At 73.1% G+C, this 14,830-nt stretch carries 12 protein-coding genes; 7 read left to right on the forward strand and 5 right to left on the reverse strand.

Translation table 11 applies throughout. The annotated features are described in order from the left end of the window. Positions 1-86: 86 nt before the first annotated feature. The 3 genes from ACFRIC_RS35170 to ACFRIC_RS35180 all read right to left on the reverse strand — a co-directional run bounded on the left by ACFRIC_RS35170 (position 87) and on the right by ACFRIC_RS35180 (position 4,110). Positions 87-320: a hypothetical protein gene (locus ACFRIC_RS35170; RefSeq protein ID WP_078943477.1), complete on the reverse strand. Its 234-nt coding sequence runs from the start codon at positions 318-320 to the stop codon at positions 87-89. 78 nt (positions 321-398) lie between these two features. After that, positions 399-1,397, reverse strand: a complete 999-nt coding sequence (locus ACFRIC_RS35175; protein ID WP_382794639.1) for a DEDDh family exonuclease — start codon at positions 1,395-1,397, stop codon at positions 399-401. Positions 1,398-1,530: 133 nt separating this feature from the next. Next, a complete protein-coding gene (locus ACFRIC_RS35180) occupies positions 1,531-4,110 on the reverse strand; it encodes an MXAN_6230/SCO0854 family RING domain-containing protein (RefSeq protein ID WP_382794641.1) in 2,580 nt (859 codons plus the stop codon). Between the two features lie 311 nt (positions 4,111-4,421). Here ACFRIC_RS35180 and ACFRIC_RS35185 point away from each other — a divergent pair, with 311 nt between their 5' ends. From ACFRIC_RS35185 to ACFRIC_RS35215, 7 genes are all read left to right on the forward strand, one after another. Further along, entirely contained in the window at positions 4,422-5,219 is a 798-nt protein-coding gene (locus tag ACFRIC_RS35185; RefSeq protein ID WP_382794643.1) for an acetoacetate decarboxylase family protein, read from the forward strand. Continuing rightward, positions 5,219-6,103, forward strand: coding sequence for an SDR family NAD(P)-dependent oxidoreductase (locus tag ACFRIC_RS35190; protein WP_382794646.1), 885 nt, complete (start codon positions 5,219-5,221; stop codon positions 6,101-6,103). The genes ACFRIC_RS35185 and ACFRIC_RS35190 overlap by 1 nt, the downstream gene beginning before the upstream one ends. Before the next feature lie 9 nt (positions 6,104-6,112). Then, a complete protein-coding gene (locus ACFRIC_RS35195) occupies positions 6,113-7,396 on the forward strand; it encodes an amidohydrolase family protein (protein WP_382794650.1) in 1,284 nt (427 codons plus the stop codon). Further along, on the forward strand, positions 7,393-8,724 hold the full coding sequence (locus ACFRIC_RS35200; RefSeq protein ID WP_382794653.1) for an amidohydrolase family protein: 1,332 nt from the start codon (positions 7,393-7,395) through the stop codon (positions 8,722-8,724). Before ACFRIC_RS35195 ends, ACFRIC_RS35200 begins: the two co-directional genes overlap by 4 nt. Positions 8,725-8,872: 148 nt before the next feature. Next, on the forward strand, positions 8,873-9,745 hold the full coding sequence (locus tag ACFRIC_RS35205) for a sterol desaturase family protein (protein WP_382794656.1): 873 nt from the start codon (positions 8,873-8,875) through the stop codon (positions 9,743-9,745). Then, positions 9,742-10,413 carry a lysoplasmalogenase gene (locus ACFRIC_RS35210; RefSeq protein ID WP_382794659.1) on the forward strand — a complete coding sequence of 224 codons (672 nt, stop codon included), beginning with the start codon at positions 9,742-9,744 and terminating at the stop codon, positions 10,411-10,413. Before ACFRIC_RS35205 ends, ACFRIC_RS35210 begins: the two co-directional genes overlap by 4 nt. Before the next feature lie 40 nt (positions 10,414-10,453). Next, positions 10,454-11,497, forward strand: coding sequence for a zinc-dependent alcohol dehydrogenase family protein (locus tag ACFRIC_RS35215; RefSeq protein WP_382794662.1), 1,044 nt, complete (start codon positions 10,454-10,456; stop codon positions 11,495-11,497). Between the two features lie 52 nt (positions 11,498-11,549). Here ACFRIC_RS35215 and ACFRIC_RS35220 read toward each other — a convergent pair whose 3' ends face one another. Both ACFRIC_RS35220 and ACFRIC_RS35225 read right to left on the reverse strand, forming a co-directional pair. Continuing rightward, a complete protein-coding gene (locus ACFRIC_RS35220) occupies positions 11,550-12,995 on the reverse strand; it encodes a CoA transferase (RefSeq protein ID WP_382794664.1) in 1,446 nt (481 codons plus the stop codon). Positions 12,996-13,104: 109 nt separating this feature from the next. Next, positions 13,105-14,631, reverse strand: a complete 1,527-nt coding sequence (locus ACFRIC_RS35225; RefSeq protein ID WP_382794668.1) for a S8 family serine peptidase — start codon at positions 14,629-14,631, stop codon at positions 13,105-13,107. Positions 14,632-14,830 lie beyond the last annotated feature (199 nt).

Here is a 14,830-nt window from a genome sequence, read left to right on the forward strand (position 1 = left end):
TGACGGTACTCGGCATGATTCGGCCCCCGACGGGAGGGTCCCGCCGAGGGCCGCGCGACGCCCCGTCCGGGGAGACGGGCCGGGGCTCAGACCTTGTCGACGATCCCCGCCTTCCCCTCCGCGCGGGCACAGTGCGCGCCGCAGTACCAGTGGCCCTCGACCTCGACACCCTGGCCGATGACCTGGACGCGACAGTGCTCGCAGATCGGGGCCATCCGGTGGATCGCGCAGGAGAAGCAGTCGAAGACGTGCACGGCGCCCTGCGCGTGCACCTCGAAGGTCATTCCGTAGTCATTGCCGCATACTTCGCATCTCGCCATGCGCCACAGGGTGGGGTGCCGGGGCGGTGCGGGCGAGCGGGCGCGGGGCGAGTCGCCCGTCAATCACCCGTACGTCCGTCACCCTTCCGATGCGGGTTCGACGTCACGCAGGAGCTGTCCGAACGCGGCCTCGTCGACCACGGGTGTCCCGAATTGCCGCGCTTTGACCACCTTTGACGTGCCGGAGTCCGGGTCGTTGGTCACCAGCAGGCTGGTCAGTCGCGACAGGCTCGTCGCGACATGCAGTCCGGCCTCGACGGCACGGTCCTCCAGCAGTTCGCGGTCGACGGACGTGTCCCCGGAGAACGCGATCCGCATGCCCTGTTTGAGCGGTTTGTCCGCCGTGTACCGGCCGGGGTTCGGATACGGGCACGCGGGGCGCTTGCGGGACGGGCGCCAACTCCCCGACGGGTAACCACCGGAGCCGTAGCTCCCGGCCTGCCGTCCGATCCGCGGAGCCGCGGCGCTGTCGGACCACTCCTTGAGCGGCAGGCATTCGAGGAGCGGCAGCCGCACCCCGCCCTCGGCCGCGGCCCGCAGGCTCGGCCGGAACGCCTCGGCCAGCACGCGCGCGTCGTCCAGCGCGTGGTGCGCCCGCTGCTGTACGACGCCGAAGTGCGCGGCCAGCGACTCCAGCTTGTGGTTGGGCAGCGGCAGCCCCAGCTCCTTGGAGAGGGCGATGGTGCACAGGCGCTGACGCACCGGCGCCTCACGCTCCGCGCGCGCGTACTCCCGCGCGATCATCGACCAGTCGAAGACCGCGTTGTGCGCGACGAGCACCCGCCCCGCGAGCCGGGCGGCGAACTCCTCGGCCACCTCGTGGAAGAGCGGCGCCCCTTCGAGCATCTCGCTCGTCAGACCGTGGATCCACACCGGGCCGGGGTCCCGCTCCGGATTGACCATCGTGTACCAGTGGTCCTCGACCTCGCCGCGCGCGTCCAGCCGGTAGACGGCGGCGGAGATTATCCGGTCGTCGCGGGCCAGTCCTGTGGTCTCCACGTCGACGACCGCGTATCCCTGCGGATACGCGGCCGGCCAGGAGGCAGGGGACGCTGCGGTCGTGAGGTCTTCGAGCATGGTCAATGAGGATACGGGCCCCGACTGACACACCGGCCCCCGCCTTCCGCGACGGAGGCCCCCGGCGGCCCGTCACCGGGCCACGCGCGCCCGGGCGCCGCAACCGGGTCCGCGGGGCCCGGTGTTGACGCGCTCAGCCCAGCGCCGCCACCAGGTCCCCTGCCGTCAGCAGGGTCAGACCGCAGCCGTCGACCGGGCCGGGCAGCAGGCGGTATACCGATCCGCTCGCGCCCTCGGGGGCTACACCGCCGTGCACCAGGGCGAGCAGGACGTGCCTCTTGGCGGCCGCCTCCGCGGCGAGCGCGTCCACGTCCTCGGCCGGGCTCCGCCGCTCCGGAGGGCCCAGCGCGCGTACCCGGGCGGCGAAGTCCGGTCCGCTCTCGCCCTCCCCGCGCGCGTAGTGCCACAGTTCCCCGCCCGACCGTGCCCGCCGCACCACCACGACCTCGTCCGTACGGGCCGCCGCATGCCACACCGCCAGGTCCCACAGCGTCGTACGGCCGGTCGTGAAGTACTGGAACAGGTCCCTGCCGACGCGGCCGAGGTCGGCGCCGTGCCGGTGCACGCTGTGGAAGCCCTCGGAGGACGGCAGATGCAGGTCGGTCCACAGGAACGTGCGGCGCTCCAGGTCGACCAGCAGCGGGACGTGGATGCGCGAGTCCCCCTCCAGGTCGTAGCGCTGACGCACCGTGCGGGGGTCGTACGAGGCGTCCCGCCCGTCCGTCGAGGGCAGGGCCATGAAGCCGGCGAAGGCGTCGAGGAGATGCTCGAAGGCGATGTCGTTGTAGCTGAACACGACGGGCACCGCGAAGCGCACCGGGCCCCCGGCGAGCGCCGCGAGGTCCAGGTCCACGTACTCGGTGGCCCCGTCGGGCGCCGGGGCCGAGGTGAGGTCGCCGGAGTGGACGATCGCCCGGTCCCCGTGGACGAGGTTGGTGTAGTCGCACACGCCGACGAACGCCCAGTCCTCGTCGTACAGCGCGACGGACAGATCGAGGTCCACGCGGATCTTCGCGGGCTGCGTCCAGTGCAGGAACAGGCGCAGGACCTGTCCCTCGGGGAGCGGCTGGGTGCTGCCGCGCGGCACCGAGACCAGCGCCTTCGCGGACGCCCGCTCGACGGAGGGGACGGCCAGGCCCGCGAGGTCCGCGTCGAGCACGGCGAGGTCGAAGCGCGGGGCGGCCGCGAGCCGGCGCACCGCTTCGGCCTCCAGGAGCGCGCGGACGCCGTCGGTGACCGCCTCGGCCAGCGGGGCCCGGGTGTCGTCCAGGGTGAAGGAGCGGGTGACCTTGCCGCGTGGGAAGAACACCCGGCGCTCGCCCGGGAGGTGACGGATCCTCAGGCGGCCGAGCGCCGCGAGCAGCGGCCCGGGACCGGCCTGCGGAAGCACCCGCCGCAGGGTGTCGGCGAAGCCCTCGGGCAGTTCCTCCAGATCGTGCAGGCGCAGCAGGTGGTCCAGCCTGCGCAGCAGTTCGCCCGGCCGCCGGGCGAGCAGGTCGAGCGCGAGCGGGAAGTCCTTCTCGCGCAGGGCCTGTTCGGTGTGCGCGCCCCAGGAGTCGGGCCGGATGCGCGCGCCGTCGATCCGCACCGCCTCCGGGTGCGCGGCCGCTGTGCGCAGCAGCGCTTCGCCGAGGGGTGTGGCCGAGGTGTCCGTGCCGCGCAGCACGGCGAAGGCGAGGGCGGCCTTCGGATGCCGCTCGTGCCGCTCGTAGGGGTGCAGGATCTCGGCGGCGCGCTTCCAGCCGAGCGGATGCCGCAGCACGTCCTCGACCAGCGACGCGGCCGCGAACCCGTTGAGCACGGCGAGCAGTTCGCGGCGCAGCGCGCGGGGCAGCGAACGCAGCCGGCGCGGCTCGACGAGATCGGCCTCGCCGCCCGACCAGACCTGCAGCAGCCGCAGCACGTCCGTCGCCGTGGTGAGGTGCGCGGCGAGCAGCGGGCGCACGGCCGCGCGCGTGCGCCGGTCCAGCAGGAGGCTGCCGAGCACCAGGGCCTTCGTCTCGCGGACGGGGATGTCCGCGGGCAGCCAGTCGAGAGCGGGGGGCGCGTGCCCGAGGAGCAGCTTCACGTCGTCCCGGTCCTGCGGCGGCAGCGGCGTCCGCCGGGCCAGCAGCCGCAGCAGCGCCTTCGTCGCGTCCGCCCGCTGGTCGATCCCGAGTGCCAGCAACTTCAGCGGTCCGACGGGCAGTTCACGCTGGATCCGGGGCGCGGCGGGCTTCAGGAAGGGGTCCGTGCCGTCGATCCGGCGGTGGCACAGGGGGCAGCCGGCGTAGTCGCCGCCGTCCCAGCAGACACGGCACACCAGGTGGGCGCACGGCGCCACGGGATGCACGCTGCCGACCGTGCCGCACAGCACGCACGGCTGGGCGGGCCACTGGAGCAGCAGGGTGAAGACACGGTCGACGTACAGCCGGAAGGTGTCGTCGGGCACCGACGCCGGGAAGCTGCGGAACAGCGGCATATGGGTGCGGTCCGCGCCCAGTTCCGCGTCGATCTGCCGGATCAGGGCGGTACCGGCGTCCGCGAGACCCGCGGGGCCGAGCCAGGCGAGCGCGGCGCGCAGCGGTGCGGCCGGGGCGAATCCCCGGTCGAGCAGCTCCGCCTCCAGAGCGACGAGCCCCTCGGTCGTCTCCGGGTCTCCCGGCCGTGGCCCGGCCTGGTCGACGTAGACGGTACGCAGGCGGCGGAGCAGCACGGACGACAGTACGGACAAGCGGAGATCCCCCGGGATCGGAAGTGGGTGAGGCGGGGGCGGAGAGTGAGCGCGCTACGGCAGTCGTAGAAAAGAGAGAAGGAAGCACGCTTGCGGAGCCGCCCCCGCGCTTGCGGAGTCTAGGAAGGCACCCGCCTCGGATGCCACCGATTATTTCCGCGCCTCCGTGCGAGCGGCCGTCCGTTCCCGAACAGGGCCCGTCCGAAGGGCCGTCGGGCATCGCGTCGGCGCACGGCTATGGACCTTTCACCCGTGCGGTGCAAGCGTGCTCCGCGCCCCAGCAGGTAGCGCCTACGAAGGGCGGTACGGACATGGCACGAGTGAGGTACGGCGCGCGGACCGAGGCGGAGATCGACGCCGCGCGCGCCGCGAGCTCGAAACTCCCCGACATCTGGTCGACCGGTGTGGTGGCCGTCTGGGAGAGCGACCCGGACGCGGTCGCGGCGGTCCTGCCGCCCCCGCTGAAGCCCACCGCCCGCCCGCTGGTGCGGGTCAACATCAGCAAGGTCGATCTGCCCGGATACCCGCTGGGCGCGGGCTCGTTCGCCGTCGCCGCCGCCCACGAGGACGTCGAGGGCTGGTATCCGCTGGTCATGCCGATGACCCACGAGCGGGCCCTGACCGGCGGCAGGGAGGTCTTCGGTGAGCCCAAGAAGCTCGGCGAGGTGACCGTCGAGCGCGACGGGCTCGTCGTACGGGCCGCGCTCGCCCGGCACGGCATCGCCTTCGTCGAGGTGCGCGGCGCCGTGAGCGGCCCCCTGCCGCTGCCCGAACCCGCGCGCAAGACAGACTTCTACTTCAAGTTCCTCCCCGCGGTGGACGGTTCGGGATTCGACGCCGACCCCGTCCTCGTGCACTGCGTACGCGACGAGAAGGTCCGCAGGCTGGAGCGCGTCACCGGGGACGTCGTCCTGCGCGAGTCCATGTACGACCCGGTCGCCGATCTGCCGGTACGCAAGCTGCTGGAGATCACCCTCGGCGAGAAGACCACCGACCAGAAGGGCAGGGTCGCCGAACGCGTCAGCGCCCGGGCCCTGCTGCCGTACATCCACCAGCGCTACGACGATCCCCGGCAGATCCTCGACGGTCCGCCCGAGGGGAGCGTCTGATGGAGCTGCGCGCGGGACAGGTCGCCGTCGTCACCGGCGCGGCGAGCGGCATCGGGCTCGCGATGGCCCGGCGGTTCGCGGCGGACGGCCTGAAGGTCGTCCTCGCCGACGTCGAGGAGGGCGCGCTGGACAAGGCCGCGGGCGAGCTGCGCGAGGACGGCGCCGACGTCCACGCGCGCGTCGTCGACGTCTCGGAGCGCTCCGAGGTCCTCGCGCTCGCCGAGGACGTGTACACCACGTACGGCGCGGTCCACGTCCTGTGCAACAACGCCGGGGTCGGCTCCGGCGCCGAGGGCCGGATGTGGGAGCACGACCCCAACGACTGGAAGTGGGCGTTCGCCGTCAACGTGTGGGGTGTCTTCCACGGCGTCCAGGCGTTCGTGCCGCGGATGCTCGCAGGCGGCGAGCCCGGCCACGTCGTCAACACCTCGTCCGGGGACGGCGGGATCGCCCCGCTGCCCACCGCCTCCGTGTACGCCGTCACCAAGGCGGCCGTGGTGACGCTGACCGAGTCGCTGTACGCGCATCTGAAGGCGGAGCACGCGCGCGTGGGGGCCTCCGTGCTGTTCCCCGGACCGCACATGCTGCGCACGGGCCTGTGGGAGTCGCACCGCAACCGGCCCGGGCGGTACGCGAAGGAGCGGCCCCGCAGGACCCCGTACCGCAGCCTCGCCCAGTGGGAGGCCGCGATGAACGAGGCGGGCCACGAGGTGCGGTTCACCCCCGTCGAGGAGGTCGCCGACCTCGTCGCCGAGGGGATCGGCGCGGGCCGCTTCTGGCTGCTGCCCGAGAGCGAGCACAGCGACCGGCAGATCCTGGCGCGGTCGCGGTCGATGCTCGAGCGGGCCGATCCGTCGTACCTGGAAAGTTTCATCCTCGACTGAGGGGGCGCGGTGAGCGAACAGGACCCGTATCTGATCATCTCCTCCGACTGCCACGCCGGACTTCCCACCGAGGAGTACCGGCCCTATCTGGACGCGCGGTTCCACCGGGACTTCGACGACTTCCTCGCGGGCCAGGGCCGGCGCCGCGAGGAGATGAACCGGCTCGGCATCCGCAACGAGGCGTTCGCCGACAAGTGGTTCCAGGACAACGAGGAGGGCCTGCGCGGCGGTTGGGACACCGCACAGCGCCTCAAGGAGCTCGACGGCGACGGTGTGGCGGCCGAGGTCGTCTTCCCCGACGCGGACGCCGTCGACAGCCGCACCGCGGCCCCGTTCGGCGTCGGCCTCGGCCTCTCCGGCGACCAGGACCCCGACCTCGGCATGGCGGGCGCCCAGGCGCACAACCGCTGGCTCGCCGACTTCGTCTCCGAGCACCCCGAACGCCACTGCGGGGTCGCCCTGCTGCCGGTCACGGGTGAGACCGGACGGGTCGTCGCCGAGGTGTACCGGGCCAAGGAGTCGGGCCTCGGCGCGCTGATGATCCCCTCCATGTGGGTCGACAACGAGCCCTACCACGACCGCCGTTACGACCCCGTGTGGGCGGCGGCCGCAGAGTGCTCGATGCCCGTGCTCACCCATTCCGGCGCGGCGCCGCGCCACGAGTATGGCGACCACCTGGGCATCTACGTCTCCGAGGTCACCTGGTGGCCCGCGCGGCCGCTCTGGTTCCTGCTCTGGTCGGGGGTCTTCGAACGGCACCCCGGACTGCGGTTCGGCGTCGCCGAGTCGGGCTGCTGGTGGCTGCCCAACCTGCTGTGGTTCATGGACCGGCTGTATCTCGGCGCGCACGGCGGCAAGAAGCTGTCGCCCTTCGCGGAGCTGAAGCGGCCCCCGCACGAGTACCTGGACCGGCAGGTCTTCGTCTGCGCGACCAACACCAAGCGCCGTGAACTCGCCCAGCGTTACGAGATCGGCGTCGACAACATCCTCTGGGGCAGCGACTTCCCGCACCCCGAGGGCACCTGGCCCGACACCCGGGCGTGGCTGGCGAGGACCTTCCACGACATCCCGGTGGCGGAGACCCGCCGCATGCTGGGCCTCGCGGCGGCCGAGGTGTTCGGCTTCGACGTCGCCGAACTGGCCCCGGTCGCCCGGCGGATCGGTCCGACCCCGGCCGAACTGGGCCAGGACGAGGACCAGTCGGCGGTCGAGGCGTCCTGGGCGCGCTCGCGCGAGGTGGGCCGCCACTGGCTGACGGACCACGACTTCCCCGTACTGGGGGTGAACCCATGACCGCCGAGAACGCCGAGAGCGCCGAGAACGCCGAGAGCGCCGAGAACGCCGAGAGCGCCGAGAGCGCCGAGACCGCCGAGAAGGCCGGGACTCGCGCCGGTGGCGAGGACCGCTACACCGTCATCTCCGCCGACTGCCACGCGGGCGCCGATCTCCTCGACTACAGGCCGTACCTGGAACGCCGTTACCACGACGACTTCGACGCCTGGGCCGCCGACTACGTCAACCCCTACGAGGACCTCCTCGCCGACACCGCCGACCGGAACTGGAACTCCGCGCGGCGGCTCGCGGAACTGGAGGAGGACGGCATCGTCGCGGAGGTGGTCTTCCCGAACACCATCCCGCCGTTCTTCCCGTCGGGCTCCCTCATGGCACCGGCCCCGACGGCGGCGGAGTTCGAGCGGCGCTGGGCGGGGCTGCGGGCCCACAACCGCTGGCTCGCCGACTTCTGCGCGGCGGCGCCCGGCCGGCGCGCGGGCGTCTTCCAGATCCTCCTGAACGACGCCGACGCGGCGGTCGAGGAGATCCACCGGTCGGCGGCCGCGGGCCTCAAGGGCGGCCTGCTGCTGCCCGGCACACCCCCGGGTTCGGGCCTGCCCGAGCTGTACTCGTCGGCGTACGACCCGATCTGGGCGGCCTGCGCCGAACTGGGCGTCCCGGTGAACCACCACGCGGGCTCCGCCTCGCCGCCGCTCGGGGACGAACCGGCGGCCCGCGCGGTCTACATGGTGGAGACGACCTGGTTCTCGCACCGCGCGCTGTGGCACCTGGTGTTCGGCGGCGCGTTCCGCCGGCACCCCGGTCTGAGACTGGTGCTGACCGAGCAGGGCTCGGGCTGGATCCCCGGGGTGCTCGACATGCTCGACTACTACCACCGGCGGCTGGTCGCGGCGGCGGGCCGGGCGTCGACGGCCGAGTCGAAGTTCGGCGCGGGACTGGCCGCGACGATGGGCGAGCGCCCCTCCGCGGTCTGGCGCGAGAACTGCTTCGTCGGGGCCAGTTTCATGCGTCCGCACGAGGTGCCGCTGCGCGACCGCATCGGCCTCGACAAGATCATGTGGGGCAGCGACTACCCGCACGACGAAGGCACCCACCCCTACACCCGCGAGGGACTGCGGTTCGCCTACGCGGGGCTGCCACGCGCCGAGGTCGCCGCCATGGTCGGCGGCAACGCGGCCCGCGTCTACGGCTTCGACCTGGCGTACCTCGACGAGATCGCCGCCAAGGCCGGCCCGACGGTGGCCGAGATCGCCGAACCGCTGGACACCCCGCCCGCCGACGCGACGAGCCCGGTGTTCGCGAGAGGAGGCTCGGTGCGGGTGTGGTGAGCCTCGGGTGCCGGCCGGTGCCGGGAGCGCGCGGCCGGCCGCCCGGGGGCTCTTGGCGGAGATCGCCGAGAAGTAAGCGCGTACCGCCGGTAATACTTGTTGGTAACAGCCTCTGTACGCGACCGACCAGCGCATCTACGGTTCACCCATGCCGAACCTGCCCGATGTCGTGCTGCTGTCGATACCCGCCTTCATCCTCCTCGCCGTGATCGAGATGATCAGCGTCCGGATCCATCCGGACGAGGACGCCGCGGGGTACGAGAAGAAGGACGCCGCGACGAGCCTCGGCATGGGACTCGGCAGCCTGTTCTTCGACTTCCTGTGGAAGTTCCCGATCGTCGCCGTCTACAGCGCGGTCTACGCGCTGACGCCGCTGCGGGTGCCCGTCCTGTGGTGGACGATCCCGCTGATGCTGCTCGCGCAGGACTTCTTCTACTACTGGTCCCACCGCGGCCACCACGTGATCCGCCTCCTGTGGGCCTGTCACGTCGTGCACCACTCCAGCCGGAAGTTCAACCTCACCACCGCCCTGCGCCAGCCCTGGACGGGCCTGACGTCGTGGCCCTTCTACCTCCCGATGATCGCGCTCGGCGTGCACCCCGCCGCGCTCGCCTTCTGCTCCTCGGTGAGCCTCGTCTACCAGTTCTGGATCCACACCGAGCGCATCGACAAGCTGCCCCGCTGGTTCGAGTTCGCCCTCAACACGCCCTCCCACCACCGCGTCCACCACGCCTCCCAGGGCGGCTACCTGGACCGCAACTTCGGCGGCATCCTCATCGTCTGGGACCGGCTCTTCGGATCGTTCGTCGCGGAGACCGAACGGCCCGTCTACGGACTCACCAAGAACATCACCACGTACAACCCGCTGCGCGTGGCCACCCACGAGTACACCGCCATCGCCCGCGACCTGCGGGCGGCCGCGAGCTGGCGCGAGCGCGCCGGACGGCTCCTCGGCGGGCCCGGCTGGCAGCCCGCGCCGCCGGCCGCCGCGCAGGCCCCGGCCGCGGAGCCCGTCGCGTGAGCCCCCGCACCGCGCGCGTCCTGCTCGTCTGCTTCGCGCTGGCGGCGGCCGTCGACCTCCTCTCGCTGCTCGCCGGGCACGACCCGGGGCACCGGATCGCCAAGCCGCTCCTGATGCCGCTGCTCGCCGCGTACGCCGGTGTACGCGGCGGACCCCGGCTGCTCCTGGCCGCCCTGCTCCTCGGCTGGTGCGGCGACCTGGCGCTCATGTCCGACGCCGACCCCGCCTTCCTGGCCGGCATGGCCTCCTTCGCGGCGGGGCACGTCTGCTACCTCGTGCTCTTCCGCAGGACGGCGCGCGTCCGGGACCCGCGGCTCCTCGCCGCGTACGCCACCGTCCTCGTCGCCCTCGTCGTCCTGCTGTGGCCCGGGCTTCCGGCCGGCCTGCGCGTCCCCGTGGCCGGCTACAGCCTGCTGCTCACCGCGATGGCGTACGGGGCCACGCGCCTCGGCCCCGTCGCGGCGCTCGGCGGCGCCCTCTTCATGCTCTCGGACACGCTGATCGCCACCGGCGTCGCCGACTGGCCACAGCTCCCGAAAGCGTCCTTCTGGATCATGCTCACGTACATCGCGGCCCAGTTCCTGCTGGTCCGCGGCGTGCTCGACCCCCTCGGCGCGCGACGCGTGCCGACGGCGGCGTACGGTGAGATGCGCTCAACCACCCCCTGAGCGCATCTCACCCACGCTCCAGACGAGAAGGATCCTCGCCATGCGCGCCACCACCATCCACGCCCCGTTCGACATGCGTGTGGAGGAGGTGCCCGAGCCCATGGTGCAGCTCCCCACCGACGCGGTCGTCCGGGTGCTGCGTTCCTGCATCTGCGGCAGCGACCTGTGGGCGTACCGCGGCGAGGCGGCCCGGCAGCCGGGCCAGCGCATCGGGCACGAGTTCCTCGGCATCGTCGAGGAGACGGGCTCCGAGGTGACCGGCGTCCGGCGCGGCGACCTGGTCGTGGCGCCCTTCATGTGGTCCGACGGCGTGTGCGACTACTGCCGTGACGGGCTCACCACCTCGTGCGTGCACGGCGGCTTCTGGGGCTCCGTGGGATACGACGGCGGCCAGGGCGAGGCCGTACGCGTCCCCTTCGCGGACGGCACCCTCGTCCAGCTTCCCAAGGAGGCCGCCTCCGACGACCACCTGCTGACCGCGCTGCTGACGCTCTCCGACGTCCTCGGCACCGGTCACCACGCGGCCCTCGGCGCCGGAGTCCGCAAGGGCTCGACCGTCGCCGTCGTGGGCGACGGGGCCGTCGGGCTGTGCGCCGTGCTCGCGGCCAAGCGGCTCGGCGCGGAGCGGATCATCGCGCTCGGCCGGCACCAGGTCCGTACCGACATCGCGCTCCGCTTCGGCGCCACGGACGTCGTCGCCGAGCGTGGCGAGGCGGCCGTCGCGGCCGTCCGCGAGCTGACCGGCGGCCAGGGCGCGCACTGCGTCGTCGAGGCGGTCGGCACCGAGCAGTCCATGAGCACGGCCGTGAACATCACCCGTGACGGCGGCGCGATCGGCTTCGTCGGAGTGCCCCACGGCAGCGGCACGGGCCTCGACCTGGGCGTCATGTTCGACCGGAACATCGCCCTGCGCGGCGGGGTCGCCCCGGTGCGCGCGTACATCCCCGAGCTGCTGCCCGACGTCCTGGACGGCACCATCGACCCGTCGCCGGTCTTCGACATGACCGTCGGCCTGGACGGCGTGCCCGAGGGCTACAAGGCGATGGACGAGCGCACCGCGCTGAAGGTCCTCGTCACCTCCTGACCCGGCGGGAGCCCGAGCGCCGGGCGGCCGTTCCGCCCGGCGCCCCGGTCCCTCAGGTCCAGCGGGCCGGGTCCGTCCCCCAGCGGCCCGGAGGGCGCGCCCAGTCGGCGGGACCGCCCGCGAAGGCGACCGGGGGCAGGGCGTGGACGAGCAGACCGGCGGGCCCGGCCCGCTCCGACAGCCAGGCGTCGGGACGGTCGTACGGTTCCCCCGCCGAGGCGTCCGGTACCGCCCCGGCTCCCTCCTGCCGCCCGATCCCGTCCGTCAGCCACATCGCCGTGCGGGCCAGCGCCAGCCGTACGACGGCGCCGTGGCCCCGCTCCTCCCGCTCGGTCAGCGCCCGCAGGACGGCCGCCGCCAGCAGATACCCGGTGCCGTGGTCGAGGGCCTGCGCCGGCAGCGCGCCCGGCCGCTGGGGCGATCCCTCCGTGGCCGCGATCCCGGTGGCCACCTGCACCAGGCTGTCGAAGCCCCGCCGCCCGCCCCAGGGCCCGTACGCACCCCACGCCGACACCTGCGCCACCACGAGGCCCGGACGGCGCTCCGCCAGCGCCTCGGGGGAGAGCCCGAAGCGGTCGAGGGCACCGGGCCGGTACCCGGTGACGACCACGTCCGCCGACGCCAGCAGCTCGTCGAGGGCGCGGCGGTCGGCCGTCAGGTCCAGCAGCGCCGAGCGCTTGCCGAAGCCCGTGTCCGCGTGGGCGTCCGGGTCCTCCGGCAGGTGCGGCGCGTCGACGCGCAGCACGTCGGCACCCAGCAGGGCGAGCGTGCGGGTGGCGACCGGGCCCGCGATGACCCGCGTCAGGTCCAGGACCCGCACCCCGGCGGCGGGCAGCAGCGTCCCATCCGCGCTCAACGGCCCGAGTCCCCGCCCGCGCCGGCCGCCCGCGCCACCCTGTCCGCCGCCCGCCGGTCCGCCCCGCCCGGCGGGCCCGTCCCATTCGATCAGCGGGTGCTCCGCCAGCGCGCGACCCTGGGCATGGGCCGACCACTCCTCCGGCGTGCGCAGGGCCACGGCGAGGCCCCCGGCGGCGTACACCGTCTCCTCGACCTCCCGTGCGGAGCGCCCGGCGAGCAGGGCGGCCACGTCCTCGGGACTCGCGTCGTCCGCCGCGCCCAGCGCGCTCAGCAGCCGGGCCCGGTGGTGCGGATAGTTGGCGTGCGTGCGCACCCAGCCGTCCGCGGTCCGCCAGAACCGGGACAGCGGTGCGAAGTTCAGCGGCGCGCGTCCGTCGATCCGCAGATGCCGTTCGCTGACGAAGGCCGTGGCGACGGCGCCGTCGTCCACGATCACCCGCGGCACCCGCGCGAGCCCGGCCCGCCGGGCCCCGAGCTCGGCGGCCGCGAGCGCGCAGGCGCCCACGCAGGCGCGCGCCAACGCGCGTACGGGCAGGGCGGCTTCCAGCGTCCCGGCCCGCGCCACGGTCGAAACCCCGGGGAGCAGCGCCGGGTCTCCGCCCAGCTCCTCCCACACAGCGGCCATCGGTGTATGCGTCATACCGGCACTATGCGGTGTGGACGCGATCAACACGTGAGGCGGCCCCGACGGCGCGTGGCCCCGGCCGCCGTGGGTGCGGCGGCCGGGGCCACGGGAACAACGGCAGGCGCTACTTGACGGCCCGCAGGGCGTTGACGATGCCGGAGCCGTAGAAGCCGTTCACGTGCTTGCCGCCCACGCAGGTCGCGTCGACGACACCGTCACCGTTGCCGTCGTACGGCTCGGCCGGGCAACCCGGGTTGTCCGCCTCGGCCTTGAGGAGGAGCTGGAGCTGAGCGGGCGTCGCCCAGGGGTACTCGGACTTCAGGAGCGCGGCCACACCGGCGACGTGCGGGGTCGCCATCGAGGTGCCCTGGAGGAAGCCGTAGGTGTTGTTCGGCAGCGTGGAGAGGATGCGGCCGTTCCCCGAGGGCGTGTCCGGGATCTGGTAGCGGTCGCCGCCGGGCGCCGCGACGTCGATGACGCCCTTCCCGTAGCTGGAGAAGTACGACTTGGCGCCCTTGACGCCGGTCGAGGAGACCGTGACGACACCGGGCAACTGGGTGGGGATGTCGAAGCACTTGTGCGGGTCGACCGTCCGCGTCGTGGCGGTCGAGTCGTCGGGGCTGGACGCGTCGGTGAGCGCGTCCGAGTCGAGGTCGTCGTTGGAGTTGCCCGCCGCGGCCACGTTCAGCGTGCCCTTGCGCTGGGCGTAGAGCTGGGCGCGGTTGACGGCGTCGACGATGGCCTTCTGGTCGGGGTCGTCGACGCAGTTGTACAGCCACGGGTCCACGTAGTAGCTGTTGTTGGTGATCTCGACACCGTGGTCGGCGGCGAAGACGAAGGCGCACACGACGCTCTCCGGATAGAAGAGCTGGGTCGAGTCGGGCTCGGCCACGGTGATGCCGGAGACCTTCACACCCGGCGCGACCCCCGCCACACCGACGCCGTTGCGGGCCGCCGCGATCTCACCCGCGACATGCGTGCCGTGGTAGTGGTCGGCGTCCACCGGGCGCCAGGACCCGTACGTCGTGTCCGGTTTGCCGCCCACGCAGTTCGCGGACTGGGACGCGGAGAAGTTCGGCGCGATGTCGGGGTGGGTGTCGTCGACGCCGACGTCGATCACCGCGACGGTCACCTTCTTGCTGCCGGGGTTGATCGTGGCCGCCTTGTCGGCGCCTATCGCGCGCAGGTCCCACTGGTCGGCCTCGAGAGGCTCCTGGCCCGCGTCGGCGGCCTTCGCGACCTTGGCGGCCTCGGCGGCGGACAGCACCTGCGCCGCGCCCTCGTCCGTCGTGCCCGCGGCCTTCAGCGGCGAGGTGCGGGTGGCACCGGCCGACTGCACTCCGCGCACCGTCCGGATCCGCGGGCCAAAGTCCGGGTTCGCGGAGTGGACGACGATCACGCCGATCTGCTCGTACGCGATCACGACACTGCCGCCGGCCGCCGCGATCGCCTTCTTCACCGACGCGATCGTGCGGTGGTCCGTCGTCGTGTTGACCACGTACGAGAGGTTCGGGCCGTCCGCGGTCGTCACGGCGGGCGTGGTGAGAGGTGTGGCCGTCGCGACGCCCGGCAGGAAGCCGAGCGAGGCGGTGAGCGACAGGACGACCGGCACCGCGAGGGCGAGACGGTGTCTGGAACGCAGATGAGCCATGGGATCTCCACATCATCCGGAAAACGGAGCTGCCCGAACACGGATGGTGCTCGGGCAGGTACATGACGGAATGGCGCAGGCCGAAGCTATCCTCCCGCCGACCGGCCCAGCAATGACTTGCGGCGACGACTTCAGAAAGAAGCCGGGGACGGGCGGCCGCCACCTCCGGACGAAGCCGGGGGCGTGCGGCGGCGACTTC

Source organism: Streptomyces sp. NPDC056738 (assembly GCF_042790435.1).
Taxonomy (GTDB): Bacteria; Actinomycetota; Actinomycetes; order Streptomycetales; family Streptomycetaceae; genus Streptomyces.

Excerpts from the sequence above, each read along its gene's own strand:
- ACFRIC_RS35170 (WP_078943477.1), bottom strand. The coding sequence starts at position 320 with ATGGCGAGATGCGAAGTATGCGGCAATGACTACGGAATGACCTTCGAG.
- ACFRIC_RS35175 (WP_382794639.1), bottom strand. The coding sequence starts at position 1,397 with ATGCTCGAAGACCTCACGACCGCAGCGTCCCCTGCCTCCTGGCCGGCC.
- ACFRIC_RS35185 (WP_382794643.1), top strand. The coding sequence starts at position 4,422 with ATGGCACGAGTGAGGTACGGCGCGCGGACCGAGGCGGAGATCGACGCC.
- ACFRIC_RS35190 (WP_382794646.1), top strand. The coding sequence starts at position 5,219 with ATGGAGCTGCGCGCGGGACAGGTCGCCGTCGTCACCGGCGCGGCGAGC.
- ACFRIC_RS35200 (WP_382794653.1), top strand. The coding sequence starts at position 7,393 with ATGACCGCCGAGAACGCCGAGAGCGCCGAGAACGCCGAGAGCGCCGAG.
- ACFRIC_RS35205 (WP_382794656.1), top strand. The coding sequence starts at position 8,873 with ATGCCGAACCTGCCCGATGTCGTGCTGCTGTCGATACCCGCCTTCATC.
- ACFRIC_RS35215 (WP_382794662.1), top strand. The coding sequence starts at position 10,454 with ATGCGCGCCACCACCATCCACGCCCCGTTCGACATGCGTGTGGAGGAG.
- ACFRIC_RS35220 (WP_382794664.1), bottom strand. The coding sequence starts at position 12,995 with ATGACGCATACACCGATGGCCGCTGTGTGGGAGGAGCTGGGCGGAGAC.
- ACFRIC_RS35225 (WP_382794668.1), bottom strand. The coding sequence starts at position 14,631 with ATGGCTCATCTGCGTTCCAGACACCGTCTCGCCCTCGCGGTGCCGGTC.